We start from the raw sequence: 15,204 nt of genomic DNA on the forward strand, positions 1-15,204 counted from the left end.
CGCGGTCGATAACTGGGCAAGTGCCTGCCCTCCCCCGGGTCACAGACTCCTCGCGATGCTCGGAGCCCGCTCCCGGCCACAGTTGCGATCGCTGTGCTTCGCTCGCTCCGTCGTTCTCGAGCACAACTATACCGCTCGAACCCCTACGCTCACCCATGCACGTCGTGGTCCTCGGTGCAGGCTACGCCGGACTGACGCTGACGCGCTTGCTCGAGCGGGACCTCCCCGAGGAGGTCGACATCACGCTGGTCGACCAGTCGCCGGATCACCTCGTCCAGCACGAACTCCACCGGGTGATCCGCCGGCCGGAGCTGGCGGCGGCGATCACGGTTCCGTTGCCGCAGGTTCTCGAACGGGCGAGTGTCCGCGTCGCTCGCGTGGAGGAAATCGACCGGGACGAGCGGGTCGTGTCCCTCTCCTCTGGCTCGCTGCCCTACGACGTCGCGGCGATCTGTCTCGGCGCGCGGACGGCCTACCACGGGCTCGAGGACGTTCGTGAGTACGCGACCCCGTTGAAGCGACTCTCGCACGCGAGTCGAATTCGGTCGGGTGCACTCGAGGCGCTCAGGGCCGACGACCCGCGGATCGTCGTCGGCGGGGCCGGCCTCTCGGGCGTGCAGGTCGCCGGCGAGTTGGCAGCGCTCGCCCGCGACGAACGCAGCGACGCGACGATCACGATCCTCGAGCAACTCGAGAGCGTCGCGCCGACATTTGACGAGAACTTCCAGCAAGCGGTTCGGACCGCGCTGGAAGCACAGGCCATCGAAGTCCGGACCGGCGCGGCCGTTTCGGGAGCCGACGAGACGCACGTCCACCTCGAGTCCGGCGAGCAGGTTCCCGCCGACCAGTTCGTCTGGACGGGCGGTATCCGCGGCTCGGATCCGCTCGCGGGCGAGCGCCCGACGGTCGAGAGCGACCTCCGACTGGACGACCGGACCTTCGCCCTCGGGGACGCAGTTCGGGCCGTCGACGCCGACGGGCGGCCGGTCCCGGCGAGTGCGCAGGCGGCCGTCCGAGAGGCGCGGACGGTCGCCGCGAACATCACCGCCCTCGTGACCGACGACCTCGAGCCCGCGGTCGATAGCGAGAGCGCAGCCGCCCCGCTCGAGCAGTTCAGCTTCGAATCGCCCGGCTGGGTCGTCAGCGTCGGCGACGACGCGGTCGCGACGGTCGGCTCGCGAGTTCTCACGGGACGACCGGCAAAGGCGTTGAAGACGAGTATCGGCCTCGGCTATCTCTCCGGAGTCAGCGACGTCGAAAACGTGGCCGAGCTCGCCTATCGAGAGCTCGTTCCGGGGCGACTGCAGCGCGATCGGTAGCGGAGTCACCGACAGTCACTGCAGACCGAATCTTCTGACTGCGTTGCGAGTGTGTCAATCGGTTCGGACTACGAGAACTACGTCCAGCGGTCCAGCCCCGTCTGCGTGACGCTCTCCTCGATGCGTTCGAAGCCGCGCTCGACTTCGCCGGCGTCGACGCCCCACTCGTCGGTGACGTACGTTCGCGCGGCCTCGAGGTCCGGATCGATCGCCGCGTCGAACTCGTACTCGTCGGTCACGTCGGGATCCCGGAACAGCTGTCTGACGCGGTCGCCGTACTCGATGTGATCCCCGCGGGCCTCGAGGACGCTCCAGAGGTCGCCGTGTTCGGTGATCGCCGAAATCGCCGTCTTCGGGCCGATTCCGGAGACGCCCTCGTTGAAGTCCGTCCCGATAAGGATCGCCGCGTCGATCAGCTGCTCGAGGGTGAGCCCGTGGTGGTCGAGGGTCGCCTCGAGATCCATCAGCTCGGGGTCGCCCTTGCTCGTCAGCTGGCGCAGCGTCAGCGGGGAGCCGAAGAGCAGGGCGTCGTAGTCCTCCGAGCCGACGTAATCGGCGTCGCCCCGCTTGACCATGTGCGCGGCCTGCGCCTCGCCCTCCGCGGGCGCTTCGACGACCGGCACGTCGAGCAGCTCCAGGAGTTCGCGGCTGGTCTCCTGAATCGTCGGCGTCAACCGCTGCGTTCGGGACTCGAGCTGGGCGATCGCGACCGCGTCGCCCTCCTCCCGAGCGGTCTCGAGCTGGTCCTCGTAGCTCCGGCGCTGCTCGCGGCGGGATTCGATCTCGTCGTCCTTGAGGTCGGAGGGGCCGCCGTCGAAGACCATCACCGGCGTGATGTCGTGCTCGAAGAACTTGGGCAGCCCCTGGACGATGCCGAGCAGGTTGGCGACCTCGGTCCCGTCTGCGGTCGTGTATTTGCCGCTGTCGGTCCACTTGACGGTCGTCGTCAGGTACCGGTAGAGCCAGTTGTGCGCGTCGACGGCGACGACGCCCTCGATCTCCTCGAAGGGGATGTCCTCGATGACGGCGATGTCCCGGAGTGCAGCGTTTCCCATTGGCGAGTCCTTGGGACGGCCGGGATTTGAATCGTTGGCTTCCCGATCTGCCCGCTGGCGCTCCGGCTCGAGCGCGTCGGCGACGCGCTCACTGGCATCGGCGGCGTCGCGCCGTCGTCGATCGCGGGCGTCGTCCCGGGCACCATCGGAAGTGGTTCGAATCCCAGCAGGTGTCGATCCCGACTCCACGGTCAACGTGACGATTTTCCAGAGCCCGGCGGCTCGCTGTCGCGTCGCGCGTCGAGGAAGGTCTCCTCCTCGTCGGAGAGGTCACGGTCGCGAAACTCCTCGAGACCGGCCTGATACCGCTCCCGTTCGTTCCATTTCGTGTCCGCGTCGGTACTCGGTGCCGGATACTCGAGGACCAGTTCCGCGATCCCGGTCGTCTCGCCGGTGTAGGCGAATCCCGTCCGGTAGAGCGCCTCGTACGCGAAGGGGTTGTTGACCGCGATCCGGAGCCGCTCGTACCCCCGGTCGATGGCGCGATCGCGGACCAGCCGACAGAGCCGGGGGCCGATCCCCTCGCCGCGGCGCTCGCGATCGACCGTCACGTAGCGCAGCCACAGCGTGTCCGCGTCGGTGCGATCCTCGTTGAATGCGACCGCGCCGACGACCCGGCCGTCGTCCGCTCGCGCAACCGCTTTCCCCGTGTTCGTCATGACGAATTTGCCGGCGTAGCTGAACCGTTCGTGGTCGAGTCGGAGTTTCGGTCCGTCCGGCGGCCACTCGAGCAGTTCGTACTCCACGGGATGTCTTCGCGATCGACCCACAACAGTCCACGGTATCGGGACGTTCCGGCCGTCCTGAGATGCCGGATCGCGGACGTAACCAACGCTTTTGGGATCGTTCGTAGTATCCCCCGCCACGATGAGCGGGGAAACCGACACCGCGGCCGCATACGGGATCGGCGGTCACGCCGGATGGATCGTCGGCGGTGCGCTCGGCGGCGCGATCGGCGCGGTCGCGTTCGGCATCGTCATGTGGGTGCTCGAGCCGGGCGTCCTCGCTGCCGCTATTCCCGCCCTCTACGGGATCGAACCCGTCGGCCTCGTCGGGTGGGCGATTCACATCGCACACGGGGCACTGCTGGGAATCGTCTTCGGCCTGCTGGTTACGCGGCCCCGGGTCCTCGGCGTCCTCCGGACCGACGTCGAAACGAGTGCCCTCTCTCGAATCGGTATCGTCGTCCGGACGACAGCCGCGGGATTCGTCTACGGCCTCACGGTCTGGACGGTACTGCCGCTGCTCGTCCTCCCGGCCTGGATCGCCGCGGTCGGTGCCAGCGGTGCCGAGGCCCTCACGTCGATCGCCGCGGGCAGTTTGCTCGGCCACCTGGTGTTCGGAACGGTTCTCGGCGCGGTCTTCGCGGCGACCGTCGATCTCCACGATCGGACCGTCGAGACGCCGTTTTAGTTCGAATCGGCCGATGAGACGCGCCGACCGAGAACGGCACCCGCGACCGCGACCGCGAGACCGGCGAGCAGGGCGAGGGCTCGCCGGTGCATCGACGCCTGAAGCTGGTAGCTTCGATCGCGTGCCCGATCGTCGAACGGTCCGTGAGCGCCGAAATCGCCAGACACCGGTTCGTACAGGTTGTGTTCCCGGTCGGGATCGACCGGCTCGTCGGTCTGTTGGGAATCGTACCCGCCCCGAGCGAGATAGTCGTCGAGTCGCCGCGGGATCAGACGGTTCCCGAGGATCGCTTTCACGGTCGATCGCCCGACCCACAGCTCGTCCTCGCCGTTGTCCACGGCCCAGACGATCGCTCGAGCGGCGACTTCGGGCTGGTAGATCGGCGGGACCGGCTGCGGGTTTCTCGGGAGCCGGGTTTTCGTCCACTCGAATTGCGGGGTGTTCATCGCGGGCATCTGTACCATCGACAGCTGCACGTCACAGTCGTCGTGGAGCAACTCCGTTCGCACGGATTCGGTATACCCCTGGATCGCGTGTTTCGCGCCGCAGTAGGCCGACTGAAGCGGAATGCCACGGTATGCCAACGCCGAGCCGACCTGGACGATCGTCCCCTCGTCGCGGGGCCGCATTCGCTCGAGCGCGGTCTGCGTGCCGTAGACGTACCCCAGATACGTGACCTCGGTGACGCGGCGGTAGTCGTCGGTTGTCATCTCCGCAGCGGGCGAGAACACCGAGACCATCGCGTTGTTCACCCAGACGTCGATCGAGCCGAACGCGTCCTCGACGGTTTCGGCCGCGGCCTCGACCGCATCGGGATCGGCGACGTCCGTCGGGACGGCGATCGCCTCGCCGCCGGCCCGCTCGACCTCCTCGCGTGCGCCCTCGAGGCCGTCCTCGCCCCGCGCGAGCAGGCCGATCTTCGCGCCGCGTTCGGCGAACGCGCGAGCGGTGGCTCGCCCGACGCCGGCCGATGCACCCGTCACGACGACGACTTCGGAGTCGGTAGTTCCGGACATGGTTAGCTACTGAGGGGGTTCAATCGGTCGACTGTCTCGGAGGTAGCGTACCGTTCCCAGCCGCCGTACCGGTCCGTAATCGGCCCTCGCGGGACGCTGCAGATCAGGATGAGCGCCCCGGCTATGACGGCGTTGATCGCGGCGACCGTCGGGACGCCAGCGAACAGCCACGGAGCGACGACGATCCAGACGGCGAGCGGGATATTGAGGAACCGGACGGCGCGAGCGGGTTCGCCGGTCGCGATCACGGTGAAGGAGACGACCAGCGAACCGACCAGGTGGCTGCTGTCGGCCATGAGCCCCGTCGTTCCGAAGAGGGTCGGGGAGAGCATGAGCCAGACGCCGAGCGCCATCGCACCGAGCAGCGTCCACGGGATCGAGACGCCCCAGAACGGTTCGCCGATCGGAGAGTCACCGATCGGCCGCGTCTCGGATTCGTCGACACCGGCCTCGTCCTCGGAAATCGTGCCGCCCATCCAGAAGGCGGTCCAGAGGCTGTCGCCCTGGCGCATCAGCCGGACGACGTACTGCCCCATCGCGACCACCTCGTCGACCGTCAGCGAGATCATCCACAGCATGCCGAAGGCCGAGAGGAGACAGAGGGTACACCACGTCCCGACCGTGATCGGCTGCATGATGACCAGCAGTACCTGGACGAAACCCAGCGGGATCACGACGACGCCGAAGAAGGCGACCATCCACGGCATCGTCCGCCAGCGCCGCCGATCGCCCATGAATCCCATCAGGGCCTCGACCGAGTATGCGACCGCGCCGAGACCGGCGTCCGAGACCGGAAACGCCTCCGAGATCCGCGACGTCAGTATCGCCTCGGTTCCCGGGTCGTACAGCGGATCCCAGACGCTCTCGATGTAGCCCAACTGGAAGGCGGCCATGTACCACGACGCGAAGAAGCCGAATATTCCGAGCGCGATCAGCGGGGCTCGCTGTGCGCCCGTTGAGGGATTGTACGACCAGCCCGGCGGGACGGTCGGCCCATCCATCTCCGAGCGCATCACGATCAGGACCGTGAACGTGATCACCATGACGCCGACGAGCGTGTTGTTGGCGAACGCCGCGGCCGTCGGTGCCGCGAACGCGATCGGCGAGAACACCAGCCAGAGGCCGACGAAGCCGTTGGCGTAGTTGGCGTACCCGCTCTCACGGTAAATCGTTAGTCCCGCGAGCGCGATGAGAACGAGTCCGCTGGCGACGGTACTCCACATCAGCAGCGCGCTCCCGTAGCTCAGCGCCGGGACGCTCGCGATGAGCCAGACGCCCAGCGAGACGACGGCGTACTGGACCCACACCTCCTTCGTCGGGTGGGCGAGCATCATGTCGCCCGGCCGCATCGAGCCGCCGTCGTCACCGTCGTCATCTTCACTGCCGGTCCCACCACGTGTCTCACCGCTCGTGGTATCCCGGTCGCGATCACCGCCGTTTCCGCCGCCGTCGTCGACCCTCGAGCGCCGCTCTCGAGCGTCGGTCGTCGTGGCGTCCGATTCTCCGTTCGAATCGTCGTGTCTGTCGTCGGTCATTGGTCTCGGTCGTTTCTCACTCGCGGTCGTTCGGTCGGCGGACGATCGCTTCGCTCGAACCGCCGTTCCGAAGCGACTCGTCGTGTTCGAGCGCTCCCGACTCGCCACCCGAATCGTCGGCGGCGGCCAGCGAGAGCGCGCTGTTGAGCAGCCCGATGTGACTGTACGCCTGCGGGATATTTCCCCGCTGTTCGCCGGACTCCGGATCGATCCCCTCCGCCAGCAACCCGAGCGGACTGGCGTAGTCGAGAATCGCCTCGAAGCGCGCTCTCGCCTCGTCGGTCCGTCCCGACAGCGCGAGCGCGCTCACGAGCCAGAACGAGCAGACGACGAACGGGCTCGCCTCGCCGGGGAGCCCGTCGTCGCCCTCGTAGCGGCGGACGAGACCGTCGTCGGTGGTCAGGCGATCGATCGTCGCGTCGATCGTCCCCTGTACGCGACCGTCGTCGGCCGGGAGGAAGCCGACGATCGGAACGAGGAGGTTCGACGCGTCGAGTGCCTCCTCGTCGCCGAACGCTCGCACGAAACTGTTCGCCTCCTCGCTGTACCCCCGCTCGAGGACCGCCCGGCGAACGTCATCGCGGCACGTTCGCCAGCGCTCGACCGGCCCCGACAGGTCGTCGGCCGCTTCGACCAGTTCGATCCCCCGGTCGAGCGCCGTCCAGCACATCACCTTCGAGTAGACGTACTGTTCGGGGTCCGATCGAACCTCCCAGATGCCGGCGTCGGGCTCGTCCCACCCCTCGCAGACGTAGTCGATGAGGTCGCACATCACCGACCAGTCGTCGTACGTGATCGGCTCCCCGTAGCGGACGCTCTCGTAGATCGCGAGGATCAGTTCACCGTAGACGTCGAGTTGCCGCTGGTTCTTGGCCGCGTTGCCGATACGAACGGGGGCCGACCCCTCGTACCCGCTCAAGTGATCGAGGACCGTTTCGTCGGGGACCTCCTCGCCATGAAGGCCGTACACCGGCGGCACTGCCTCGGGGTCGTGGCGGCGACAGTGATCGAGACAGAGTTCGAAGTACGAACGGGCCTCCTCGAGGTGACCGAGTTCGGACAGCGCCCGAACAGTGAACGCCGCGTCGCGGATCCAGTTGAATCGGTAGTCCCAGTTGCGAACGCCGCCGAGGTCCTCGGGCAGCGACGTCGTCGGGGCCGCACACACGGCACCGGTCTCCCGATGGAGGAGGAGCTTGAGCACGAGCGACGACCGGACCGCGAAGTCGTGCCAGGGGCCGGCGACGGGGCAGTCGGTACCGTCACAGTCGTGTGCCCACTCTCGCCAGTAATCGACGGTATCAGCGAGCGTCTCCCGGTGAGACGACGGCTCGTGCGGGATCGGCTCACCGTGGCTCAGTACCAGCCAGCGCGTCTCGCCCGCTCCGAGCGTCACCGTGGTACTCGCCCCACGGCCGTCAGTGGACGGCTCGAGCGGCAGATCGCTCGAGAGGACGACTCGCTCGTCGTCGCCGACCGCAACGACGCCATCGGACGCGACTTCGATCTCGGGCACGTCCCGCCCGTAGTCGAACCGCGGGTCGAACGTGATATCGACCTCGAGAGAGCCGTTCTCGCAGTCCAGCCTCCGGTAGACGGCGGGGGGCGGATCGTCCGTTCCGGTCGCGTCAGCGACGGGCATGAAATCCGTCACCGTTGCGTCTCCGCTGGCGGTCCGGAACGTCGTCTCGAGGACGTTGGTGCGGTCGCGATACCGCTGGACGGACTCGAACGACTGCGTCGGCCGCACGGCGAAGCGGCCGCCGCGGTCGGCATCGAGTATCGCGGCGAAGACGCTCGGCGACTCGACGTGCGGGAGCGGACACCAGTCGATCGAACCGTCGCGACCGACTACCGCGACCGTGTTCCCGTCGCCGATCACGCCGTACTCCTCGAGAGGTTTGTACTGCATGATCACACTGTGAGCCGGACCGGGTGCCGACTTCCGATCACCAGTCCATCGGTAACCGTCGGAGCGCCTTTCCTATTGGGCAGTCGCTTGAAGGGGCAGCGCACTGCCGGCGACGTACGCGTTGTAGCGCTCGAGACGTGCCACGAGCGCGCCCGAGACGGCGTCGTTCGCAGCGCCACGCTCTCGAGACCCGGTACGAGCCCCTCGAGTGCGGCTCCACGCGGTTTCGGCGGGCGATACTGACGTCCAAAGATAGTACTGCAATACGGCCAGTCGACAAGTCACGCCGTCTCAGTCCCGCATTTTCCCTCGTTAGCGTTCCCGGTTCTCTCGGTTCGTAATATATGCGATATTATAATTACCCGTGTCGCGAGCTTAGCGGCTTACATCTATACTCCGTCCCATCCGGTCGACCCCTGTTTTCAGCCGCTCACAGTTACGGGGCTGAGATCAGGCATTAGTTGTTGCTGTAGCCGACTGGAACCGCTGACCGATCTCTCCGTAGTACTCCAGACGCGCGATGAGGACGATTGTGCGACAGCCCCGAAGACAACCGCGACCTCGAGGCCGGATAGGTACGAACCGTTTCGTCGAGCGGCTGACCGTCGGGGAACCAGAAAGAGACCGATAGCCGGACAGGTCCCACGACAACCGCCCGACGAATCCGTCAGACCGTCTCAGGTTCCGGTCGGATCCGCACCGCGGCGCGCGCGTCCGGCCCGCTCGTCGATCGGGTCTTCGAGGTCGCCCATGACCTCCTCGAAGGCGTCCGTCGAGGTCAGGAGACCGACGACCTCGCCGCCCTCGGTGACGAGGGCGAGTTCCTGATTTTCCGTCTGGAAGCGGTCGATGGCGTCGTTGATTTCCTCCGTGGCCGGGAGCGTCATCGGCGACGCGGCGATATCTTCGATGCCGACGTCGCCGCTCATGAGCTCCTCGAACTGGTTCGTGATCGTCGGGAGATAGACGATGCCGCGGAAGTCGTCCATGTCCTCGCCGACCACGGGGTAGCGAGAATGGGAGTGTTCCTCGACGAGCGCGAGGTTCTCCTCGGGGGTGTTCTCGGTGGAGAGCGCGACGATTTCCTCGCGCGGCACCATGATCACCTCGACCGGAATGTCTCCGACGGCCAGCGCGTTCATGACCTCCTGCCGGCGTTCCTCGGAGAGTTCTCCTTCGTCAAGGGTCGAGCCGAAGCGCTTGTAGAGGCCCGCACGCCCCTGCATGACGTCGGCTTCGGTTTCGAGCCACGCGCCGGTCATCTCGACGCCGAACAGCGACAGCGTCCATTTCGCCGCCCCGTCTCCGAACTGGATGATCGGCCAGATGGCTCGGGTCCACCAGTACAGCGGCGTCGCACAGTACCGACAGACCAGTTTCGAGCGCTCGACGCCGAGGTAGGTGGGGGTCTGCTCGCCGTGAGTGAGATGGACGAGGTTGACGATGAGAAACGCGAGGATGGCCCCTGCGCCGACCGATGCGAGAACGGTCCCGCCGAACAGCGGTTCGAAGATGGCCGTGAGCGCGGGTTCGGCGACGATACCGACCGCGATGCTCGAGAACGTAATCCCGATCTGGCAACTGGTCAAGTAAATCTCCAAGTTCTGCGTCATCTCCCACGCGCGTTCGAGAGCGGTGCTTCCGGGTTCGACGAACTCCGCTTCGGAATACTGTCGGGCGCGGGTCAGCGCGAACTCGATGGCGACGAAAAACGCGTTGGCGAGAATGAGTAATAGACCGGCAAAAAGCCTGATGGCGGCTTCGAGCGCAGGCATCGGCATAGCGAGTTATATGAATAGCAACACGGATAAACGGCTTGTCTGCAAACCGATTCTTCGCGCTCCGACGGGTCCCGTCCTCACGAGATGTCTCAAGCCGGGTCGCTCTGGGAGTCCAGTCCCGATGCGTCGTCCCCGCGTTGTTCGCGCTGGTAGGCGTCGATGGGGTCCTCGAGTTCGCCCATCACTTCCTCGAAGGCGTCCGTCGAGGTTAGCAGGCCGACGACCCGTCTCTCCTCGGTGACGAGCGCGAGCTCCTGATTTTCCGTCTGGAAGCGGTCGATAGCGGCGCTTATTTCCTCGTCGGCCGGCAGCGTCATCGGCGGCTCGGCGAGGTCTTCGATGTCGGTCTCGCCGTTTCTGAACGCCTCGAACTGATTCGTGACCGCCGCGAGGTAAACGACCCCCCGGAAATCGTCGATGTCCTCGCCGACCAGCGGAAAGCGGAGATGGGGATGCTCCTCGATGACCGCGAGGTTCTCCTCGGGGGTGTTCTCGGTCGAGAGCGCGGCGATCTCCTCGCGCGGCACCATGGTGTCGCGGACGGGGATTTCCTCGACCACCAACGCGTTCATCACCTCCTGGCGACGTTCTTCGGAAAGATCACCGTCGTCGAGTATCGACCCGAGCTGTCGGTGGAGGTCCGCACGCCCCTCGACGTCCTCGCCGTCGGATTCGAGCCACGCCCCCGTCATCTCGACGCCGAACAGCGACAGCGTCCATTTCGCCACCCAGTCACCGACGCGGAGAATCGGTCGAATGACCCACGTGAACCAGTACAGCGGCGTCGCGCCGTAGCGGCAGACCTGTTTCGAGCGCTCGACGCCGAGGTAGGTGGGAGCCTGTTCGCCGTAGACCTTGTGTACCAGGCTCACGATGATGTACGCCAAGATCACGCCCGCGCCGATCGACGCGAGAACCGTCCCGCCGAACAACGGCTCGAACAGCGCTGCGAGCGCGGGTTCGGCGACGATACCCAGTGCGATGCTAGCGGCGGTGATACCGACCTGACACCCGGTGAGATAGATTTCGAGGTCCTCGGTCATCTCCCACGCGCGTTCGAGACCGGGTTCCATGAACTCGGCTTCGGAATACTGGCGGGCGCGGGTCAGTGCGAACTCGATAGTGACGAAAAACCCGTTGGCGAGAATCAATGCGGCACCCGCGACGAGACGAAGGAGTATTTCGGGTGCTTGCATTCAGTACTGGTCCCTCGATACGGCGTCGAGGCAAAAAAGCATCGGGGAGGGCACCCGACTCGGGGGCATATTTTTTGTCGTTCGGCAAATAGTATCGCGACGTGTACCGCGACGTCCGTATCCCGACGGATAGCCCTGATGCGAGCGTCACAGCGCTTGCTGACGCGGCGGAAATCTCCTCGAGTCGGTGACCACCTCGGTGCTGGGCGCTCCGGAATGAGTCCCGCTCGTAGAACCTACCGGTATCGCATGAGTCCGTCAGAGAAAGAGAACCGTCCACGGGATGCTGGCCCTCCGGACGACGATTCACGGCGAACCCGGTCGATCTGGGCTCCGCTCGAGAGATGATCGTCGAACCGCACTCCCCTGGCGAGCGGTTACACGCCTGAACGAGAATGGATAACGGACGATCAATCAGAGACTGGGTCCTGTTCAGCGCGAGCCGCTTGACCGTTACGGGAATACTGACGCTCATTTGCTTCGTTCTCCTTACGGGTCTCAGTTTCCTTCCCATCCCCTTCCAGTCGATATTGACCGAGGGAGATACGGTCGAGACGCTGTTTCAGACCCTCGTCGGTGTTCTCATAACCGGAATGACGCTGGTCGTCTCGATCAACCAACTCGTCCTGTCCGAGGAATTCGGATCGCTGGGTCGACAACGCGAGCGGATGGATAAATCGATGACGTTCAGGAAGGACTCCGAACGAGAGTTTCAATGGACTGGTCCCCCGAAGCCGGAGCGGTTCCTCAGTACGCTCATCAACACGAGCGTCGATCGTGCCAAGACGGTACGGGAGGCCGTGAACGGAAATTCCGACCGACTCCTTCGGAACCGGGTCGATCAGCTAGTCGATCGGATCACTACGAGCGCCGACGAAATCACCGACGAGCTGGAAGACGCGCCGTTCGGAGAGTTCACGATAATGCAGGCCGCCCTTTCGTATAATTACTCGTGGAAGATCTACCTCGTTCGTCGGCTGTACTGGGAGCATCGAGAGAGTTTGAGTGACGACGAACGAGAGGCGATCGACGATCTGGTCGACATCCTGGAGCTGTTCGGCCCTGCGGAAGAGTTTTTCAAGGCCCACTATCTCCAGTGGGAACTGGTCACCCTCTCCCGACGGATCCTCTATACGGGAATTCCGGCGCTCCTCGTCACGATCTATGCCGCGCTCTATCTGAAGCCCGGGACCGTGTCAGGGACGGTACTCAACGTCCCCGTACTCGTCTGGCTGATCAACGGCGGCGTCACGTTCGCGTTGATTCCGTTCTTTATCTTCACTGCGTACGTCCTTCGGACGGCCTCGATCGCGAAGGAGTCGGGTGCTATCGGTCCGTTCGTCCTCCACGAATCAGAGCGAGCACCGCTCATCGACTGGGACGATTGAGCTACCCCGACCGGGGCGGCGCATTATGGATCGCTGTGGGTAACGGGGTCGGACAGCAGCCGTTGTCGGGTTCGGAGTCCGGTCTGGAATCGCTGGACGGTCTCCGACTGGTGTCCCAGCCAGCTATTGGGACGCGACGATTGTTCCCTCCTGAACTTGTTCCATGTGACACATTGGATGGCGCAAGGCGACAGTTCGAATACAACTGATCGCTGGCCGGTCAGTGGTACAAGATATCGACCGCGCCGTCAACGAAGTCTCTGCCGGTATCGACGATGCCTCGGAAGAGCGTGGTTCGGGTGTCCCGGTTATAGACGGAGACAGCAACGTAACAGATCAGCCGATACGAGTGACACCGACTAATACAGGTGCAGGGGAAATGACTGTACTCGATCCGAACGACTACCCGGGAGAGGCATAGAAACGACGACTATTCCAAACTTCTCGGGCGGCACTGGACCTGAGTCAGCGGTACGTACATTTCTAAAGCTCAGTGAAACATATCGAGGAGAAAGATGAGAAGAAATCCGACGAAGAACAGCGTCGTGGATGTCGGTGTTTCCGGTACCTTCTGGGCTTTGACGAGGAGTTCCTCGGTCACCAGATACAGAAGGGCAGCAGATCCGAACGCGAGTACGAGCGCGATCGGAGCGCCCGTAACGCCGTCGAACACGAGTACGCCAGCGGTCACTCCGCTCAGCAGTAGAATCCCGAACCCGGCGGGGACGGCGAGTTTCTTCGGCGTACTCGTCTCTTCCGGGAGTGCTATGACGCCGGTTACGCCGAGAAAGAGGACCTCGATCGCGAGTGCCACTGCAATGAGAACGCCCGTGGCCGCCTCCGCCAGGAACGTCACGCCGATCAGGACGCCATCGATCAGCATGTCGATACTCACGGTGATCAGCAGGCCAGCGGCACCCGCCATCTTCCCGCCGATACCGCGCTTTTCGACGTACTTACTGAGTCGATGGATGCCGAGCATCGCGGCGACACCGATCGCGAATCCGACGACGACCACGACCGGAGCCCGTGTATGAACATCCGGGAGCAGTTCGGCGGCGACGGCGGCGAACACGACGCCGGCCGCGAAGTGTTGGACGTTACTCTCCATTTGCGATCCCGGCGTACGGTAGACAGCCAGAATCCCTCCGACGAGCGCGGCGACGACTGCCAACATCGTATACGAAAGCGCTTGAGCCAGGGTCCCAACCATTCGACCAGTAATTGTACCTCGAACCGGGTGAATGTACCCACCGTCAAATTCGGGGTGAGGAAATACCCCCGTCTACGGACACGATATTCACTCGTGAGCGTGCGTCTGCTCTCGTTCAGATACCTCTCGCGCGTTTTCTCCTCACGTTCGTTCGTCGAAAAGTGCGCGGACCGGGATTTGAACCCGGGCCATGAGCTTGGAAGGCTCAGGTCCTACCACTAGACCATCCGCGCGCATCTCCGGGTTTTCGTCCCACGTTTAAGGCTCTTCCTTTTCGGTCCGATCCCCGGTCCGCGATTGGCCACGGTCGGCCACACACGCGCCCGAGACCGTCGCGTAACAGTTCCCGCTCGAGAGCTCCCACTCGCGGAGCGCGAGGTCGCTGGCGACGAGATCGGCCTCGAACTCGTCTGGCGAATAAATGTGGTAGAAGCGGTCGACCGGCTCGCCGCCGGGAAGGGTCCACTCGACCGTCGTGTCGAACCCCTCGCTTTCGTCGAACCGAGCGTGAGCGGTCGACCACGCGCTGACCAGCGCACGTCCGTCCGGGGACAGCACCCGTGCGAGTTCGTCGAGACTCTCTTGTCGAGCACCCCGCGTCGGCAGGTGGTGGAGCGTCGCGACGTACACCGCGACGTCGACGCTGTCGGCAGCCAACGGGAGCACCGCGGCGTCGCCCTGAACCAGCTCGACGTCGAACCCGCGCTCGAGCGCTCGCTCCCGGCCCGTCTCGAGCAACCCGCGACTGACGTCGAGGCCGACGACGGACTCGAGGTCCGCGGCGAGGAGCTCGGCGTGGCGGCAGTTGCCACAGCCGAGATCGAGGCCGACGCTGCCGGTGCTCGAGCCGGTCGCGTGGGCATCGACGAAGGACTCGACTTCGGGCCAGGCGTACTCCCGCGTGGACGCGAAGTGGTGGGCGATCCGGTCGTACGTGTCGCGTACGTCGGCTCGGCGGGCCTGCTCGTCGTCTCGACTGCGGGTTCGGTCCTGATCCCCGGCCATCATCGGATTTCGTCGCGGGACGCGCAAAAAGCGTTCGCAAACCCACCGTGCAGTGGGTCCGCTGCTGTGTCGGCCGGAGACGCCGCTCTCAGAGTTGCGTCGCTTCGCGCGAGTGAGCTGACAGCCACACGCCCCGCCACGTGATCCCGCGGCCCGCGGGGCGTGACGGTGATGATCCGCTCGCCACACCGCGGACACGGCGGGAAGACCAGGCGATCTCCGGACTCGGCGGCCTCGGAAACGACGGGATCAGACGAGCGAGTATCACCGTCCGTCATCGGTGACCGCCGTCGAAATCGTCGGCGAGCAGACTCGAAGTGTGACTGCGCTGGCGATACTGCCGTCGTGCGAGACGTTTATCTCGCGGTAGA

General features: G+C 65.0%; 12 protein-coding genes and 1 tRNA gene. 3 read left to right on the forward strand and 10 right to left on the reverse strand.

Going from position 1 to position 15,204, the window contains the following annotated elements; genetic code table 11:
* Positions 1 to 155: 155 nt before the first annotated feature.
* On the forward strand, positions 156 to 1,319 hold the full coding sequence (locus NDI89_RS06975; protein WP_277520795.1) for an NAD(P)/FAD-dependent oxidoreductase: 1,164 nt from the start codon (positions 156 to 158) through the stop codon (positions 1,317 to 1,319).
* A gap of 77 nt (positions 1,320 to 1,396) precedes the next feature.
* Here NDI89_RS06975 and fen read toward each other — a convergent pair whose 3' ends face one another.
* Both fen and NDI89_RS06985 read right to left on the reverse strand, forming a co-directional pair.
* Positions 1,397 to 2,374: a flap endonuclease-1 gene (fen, locus tag NDI89_RS06980; RefSeq protein ID WP_277521304.1), complete on the reverse strand. Its 978-nt coding sequence runs from the start codon at positions 2,372 to 2,374 to the stop codon at positions 1,397 to 1,399.
* Between the two features lie 191 nt (positions 2,375 to 2,565).
* Positions 2,566 to 3,120: a GNAT family N-acetyltransferase gene (locus NDI89_RS06985; protein WP_277520796.1), complete on the reverse strand. Its 555-nt coding sequence runs from the start codon at positions 3,118 to 3,120 to the stop codon at positions 2,566 to 2,568.
* Positions 3,121 to 3,241: 121 nt separating this feature from the next.
* Here NDI89_RS06985 and NDI89_RS06990 point away from each other — a divergent pair, with 121 nt between their 5' ends.
* Positions 3,242 to 3,787: a hypothetical protein gene (locus NDI89_RS06990; protein WP_277520797.1), complete on the forward strand. Its 546-nt coding sequence runs from the start codon at positions 3,242 to 3,244 to the stop codon at positions 3,785 to 3,787.
* Here NDI89_RS06990 and NDI89_RS06995 read toward each other — a convergent pair.
* The 5 genes from NDI89_RS06995 to NDI89_RS07015 all read right to left on the reverse strand — a co-directional run bounded on the left by NDI89_RS06995 (position 3,784) and on the right by NDI89_RS07015 (position 11,227).
* Positions 3,784 to 4,803: an SDR family oxidoreductase gene (locus NDI89_RS06995; RefSeq protein ID WP_277520798.1), complete on the reverse strand. Its 1,020-nt coding sequence runs from the start codon at positions 4,801 to 4,803 to the stop codon at positions 3,784 to 3,786. The genes NDI89_RS06990 and NDI89_RS06995 overlap by 4 nt on opposite strands.
* Positions 4,804 to 4,805: 2 nt before the next feature.
* The gene (locus NDI89_RS07000; protein ID WP_277520800.1) at positions 4,806 to 6,338 is read right to left on the reverse strand and encodes a vitamin K epoxide reductase family protein; all 1,533 of its coding nucleotides are present in this window, start codon (positions 6,336 to 6,338) and stop codon (positions 4,806 to 4,808) included.
* Between the two features lie 16 nt (positions 6,339 to 6,354).
* Positions 6,355 to 8,250 (reverse strand): glycoside hydrolase family 15 protein, encoded by a 1,896-nt coding sequence (locus tag NDI89_RS07005; RefSeq protein WP_277520801.1) that lies wholly within the window; start codon positions 8,248 to 8,250, stop codon positions 6,355 to 6,357.
* A gap of 677 nt (positions 8,251 to 8,927) precedes the next feature.
* Positions 8,928 to 10,025 carry a CNNM domain-containing protein gene (locus NDI89_RS07010; protein ID WP_425607754.1) on the reverse strand — a complete coding sequence of 366 codons (1,098 nt, stop codon included), beginning with the start codon at positions 10,023 to 10,025 and terminating at the stop codon, positions 8,928 to 8,930.
* A gap of 95 nt (positions 10,026 to 10,120) precedes the next feature.
* Positions 10,121 to 11,227, reverse strand: coding sequence for a CNNM domain-containing protein (locus NDI89_RS07015; RefSeq protein ID WP_277520803.1), 1,107 nt, complete (start codon positions 11,225 to 11,227; stop codon positions 10,121 to 10,123).
* Between the two features lie 395 nt (positions 11,228 to 11,622).
* Between NDI89_RS07015 and NDI89_RS07020 the strand changes: the two genes are divergently transcribed.
* A complete protein-coding gene (locus NDI89_RS07020; protein ID WP_486641378.1) occupies positions 11,623 to 12,615 on the forward strand; it encodes a DUF7972 family membrane protein in 993 nt (330 codons plus the stop codon).
* Between the two features lie 490 nt (positions 12,616 to 13,105).
* Here NDI89_RS07020 and NDI89_RS07025 read toward each other — a convergent pair whose 3' ends face one another.
* The 3 genes from NDI89_RS07025 to NDI89_RS07035 all read right to left on the reverse strand — a co-directional run bounded on the left by NDI89_RS07025 (position 13,106) and on the right by NDI89_RS07035 (position 14,833).
* Positions 13,106 to 13,828, reverse strand: coding sequence for a ZIP family metal transporter (locus NDI89_RS07025; RefSeq protein ID WP_345781967.1), 723 nt, complete (start codon positions 13,826 to 13,828; stop codon positions 13,106 to 13,108).
* A gap of 162 nt (positions 13,829 to 13,990) precedes the next feature.
* Positions 13,991 to 14,061 (reverse strand) — tRNA-Gly (locus NDI89_RS07030).
* A gap of 25 nt (positions 14,062 to 14,086) precedes the next feature.
* Positions 14,087 to 14,833: a class I SAM-dependent methyltransferase gene (locus NDI89_RS07035; protein ID WP_277520807.1), complete on the reverse strand. Its 747-nt coding sequence runs from the start codon at positions 14,831 to 14,833 to the stop codon at positions 14,087 to 14,089.
* Positions 14,834 to 15,204 lie beyond the last annotated feature (371 nt).

Origin of the sequence: Natrinema salsiterrestre, from assembly GCF_029502005.1 — an archaeon.
Taxonomy (GTDB): domain Archaea; phylum Halobacteriota; class Halobacteria; order Halobacteriales; family Natrialbaceae; genus Natrinema; species Natrinema salsiterrestre.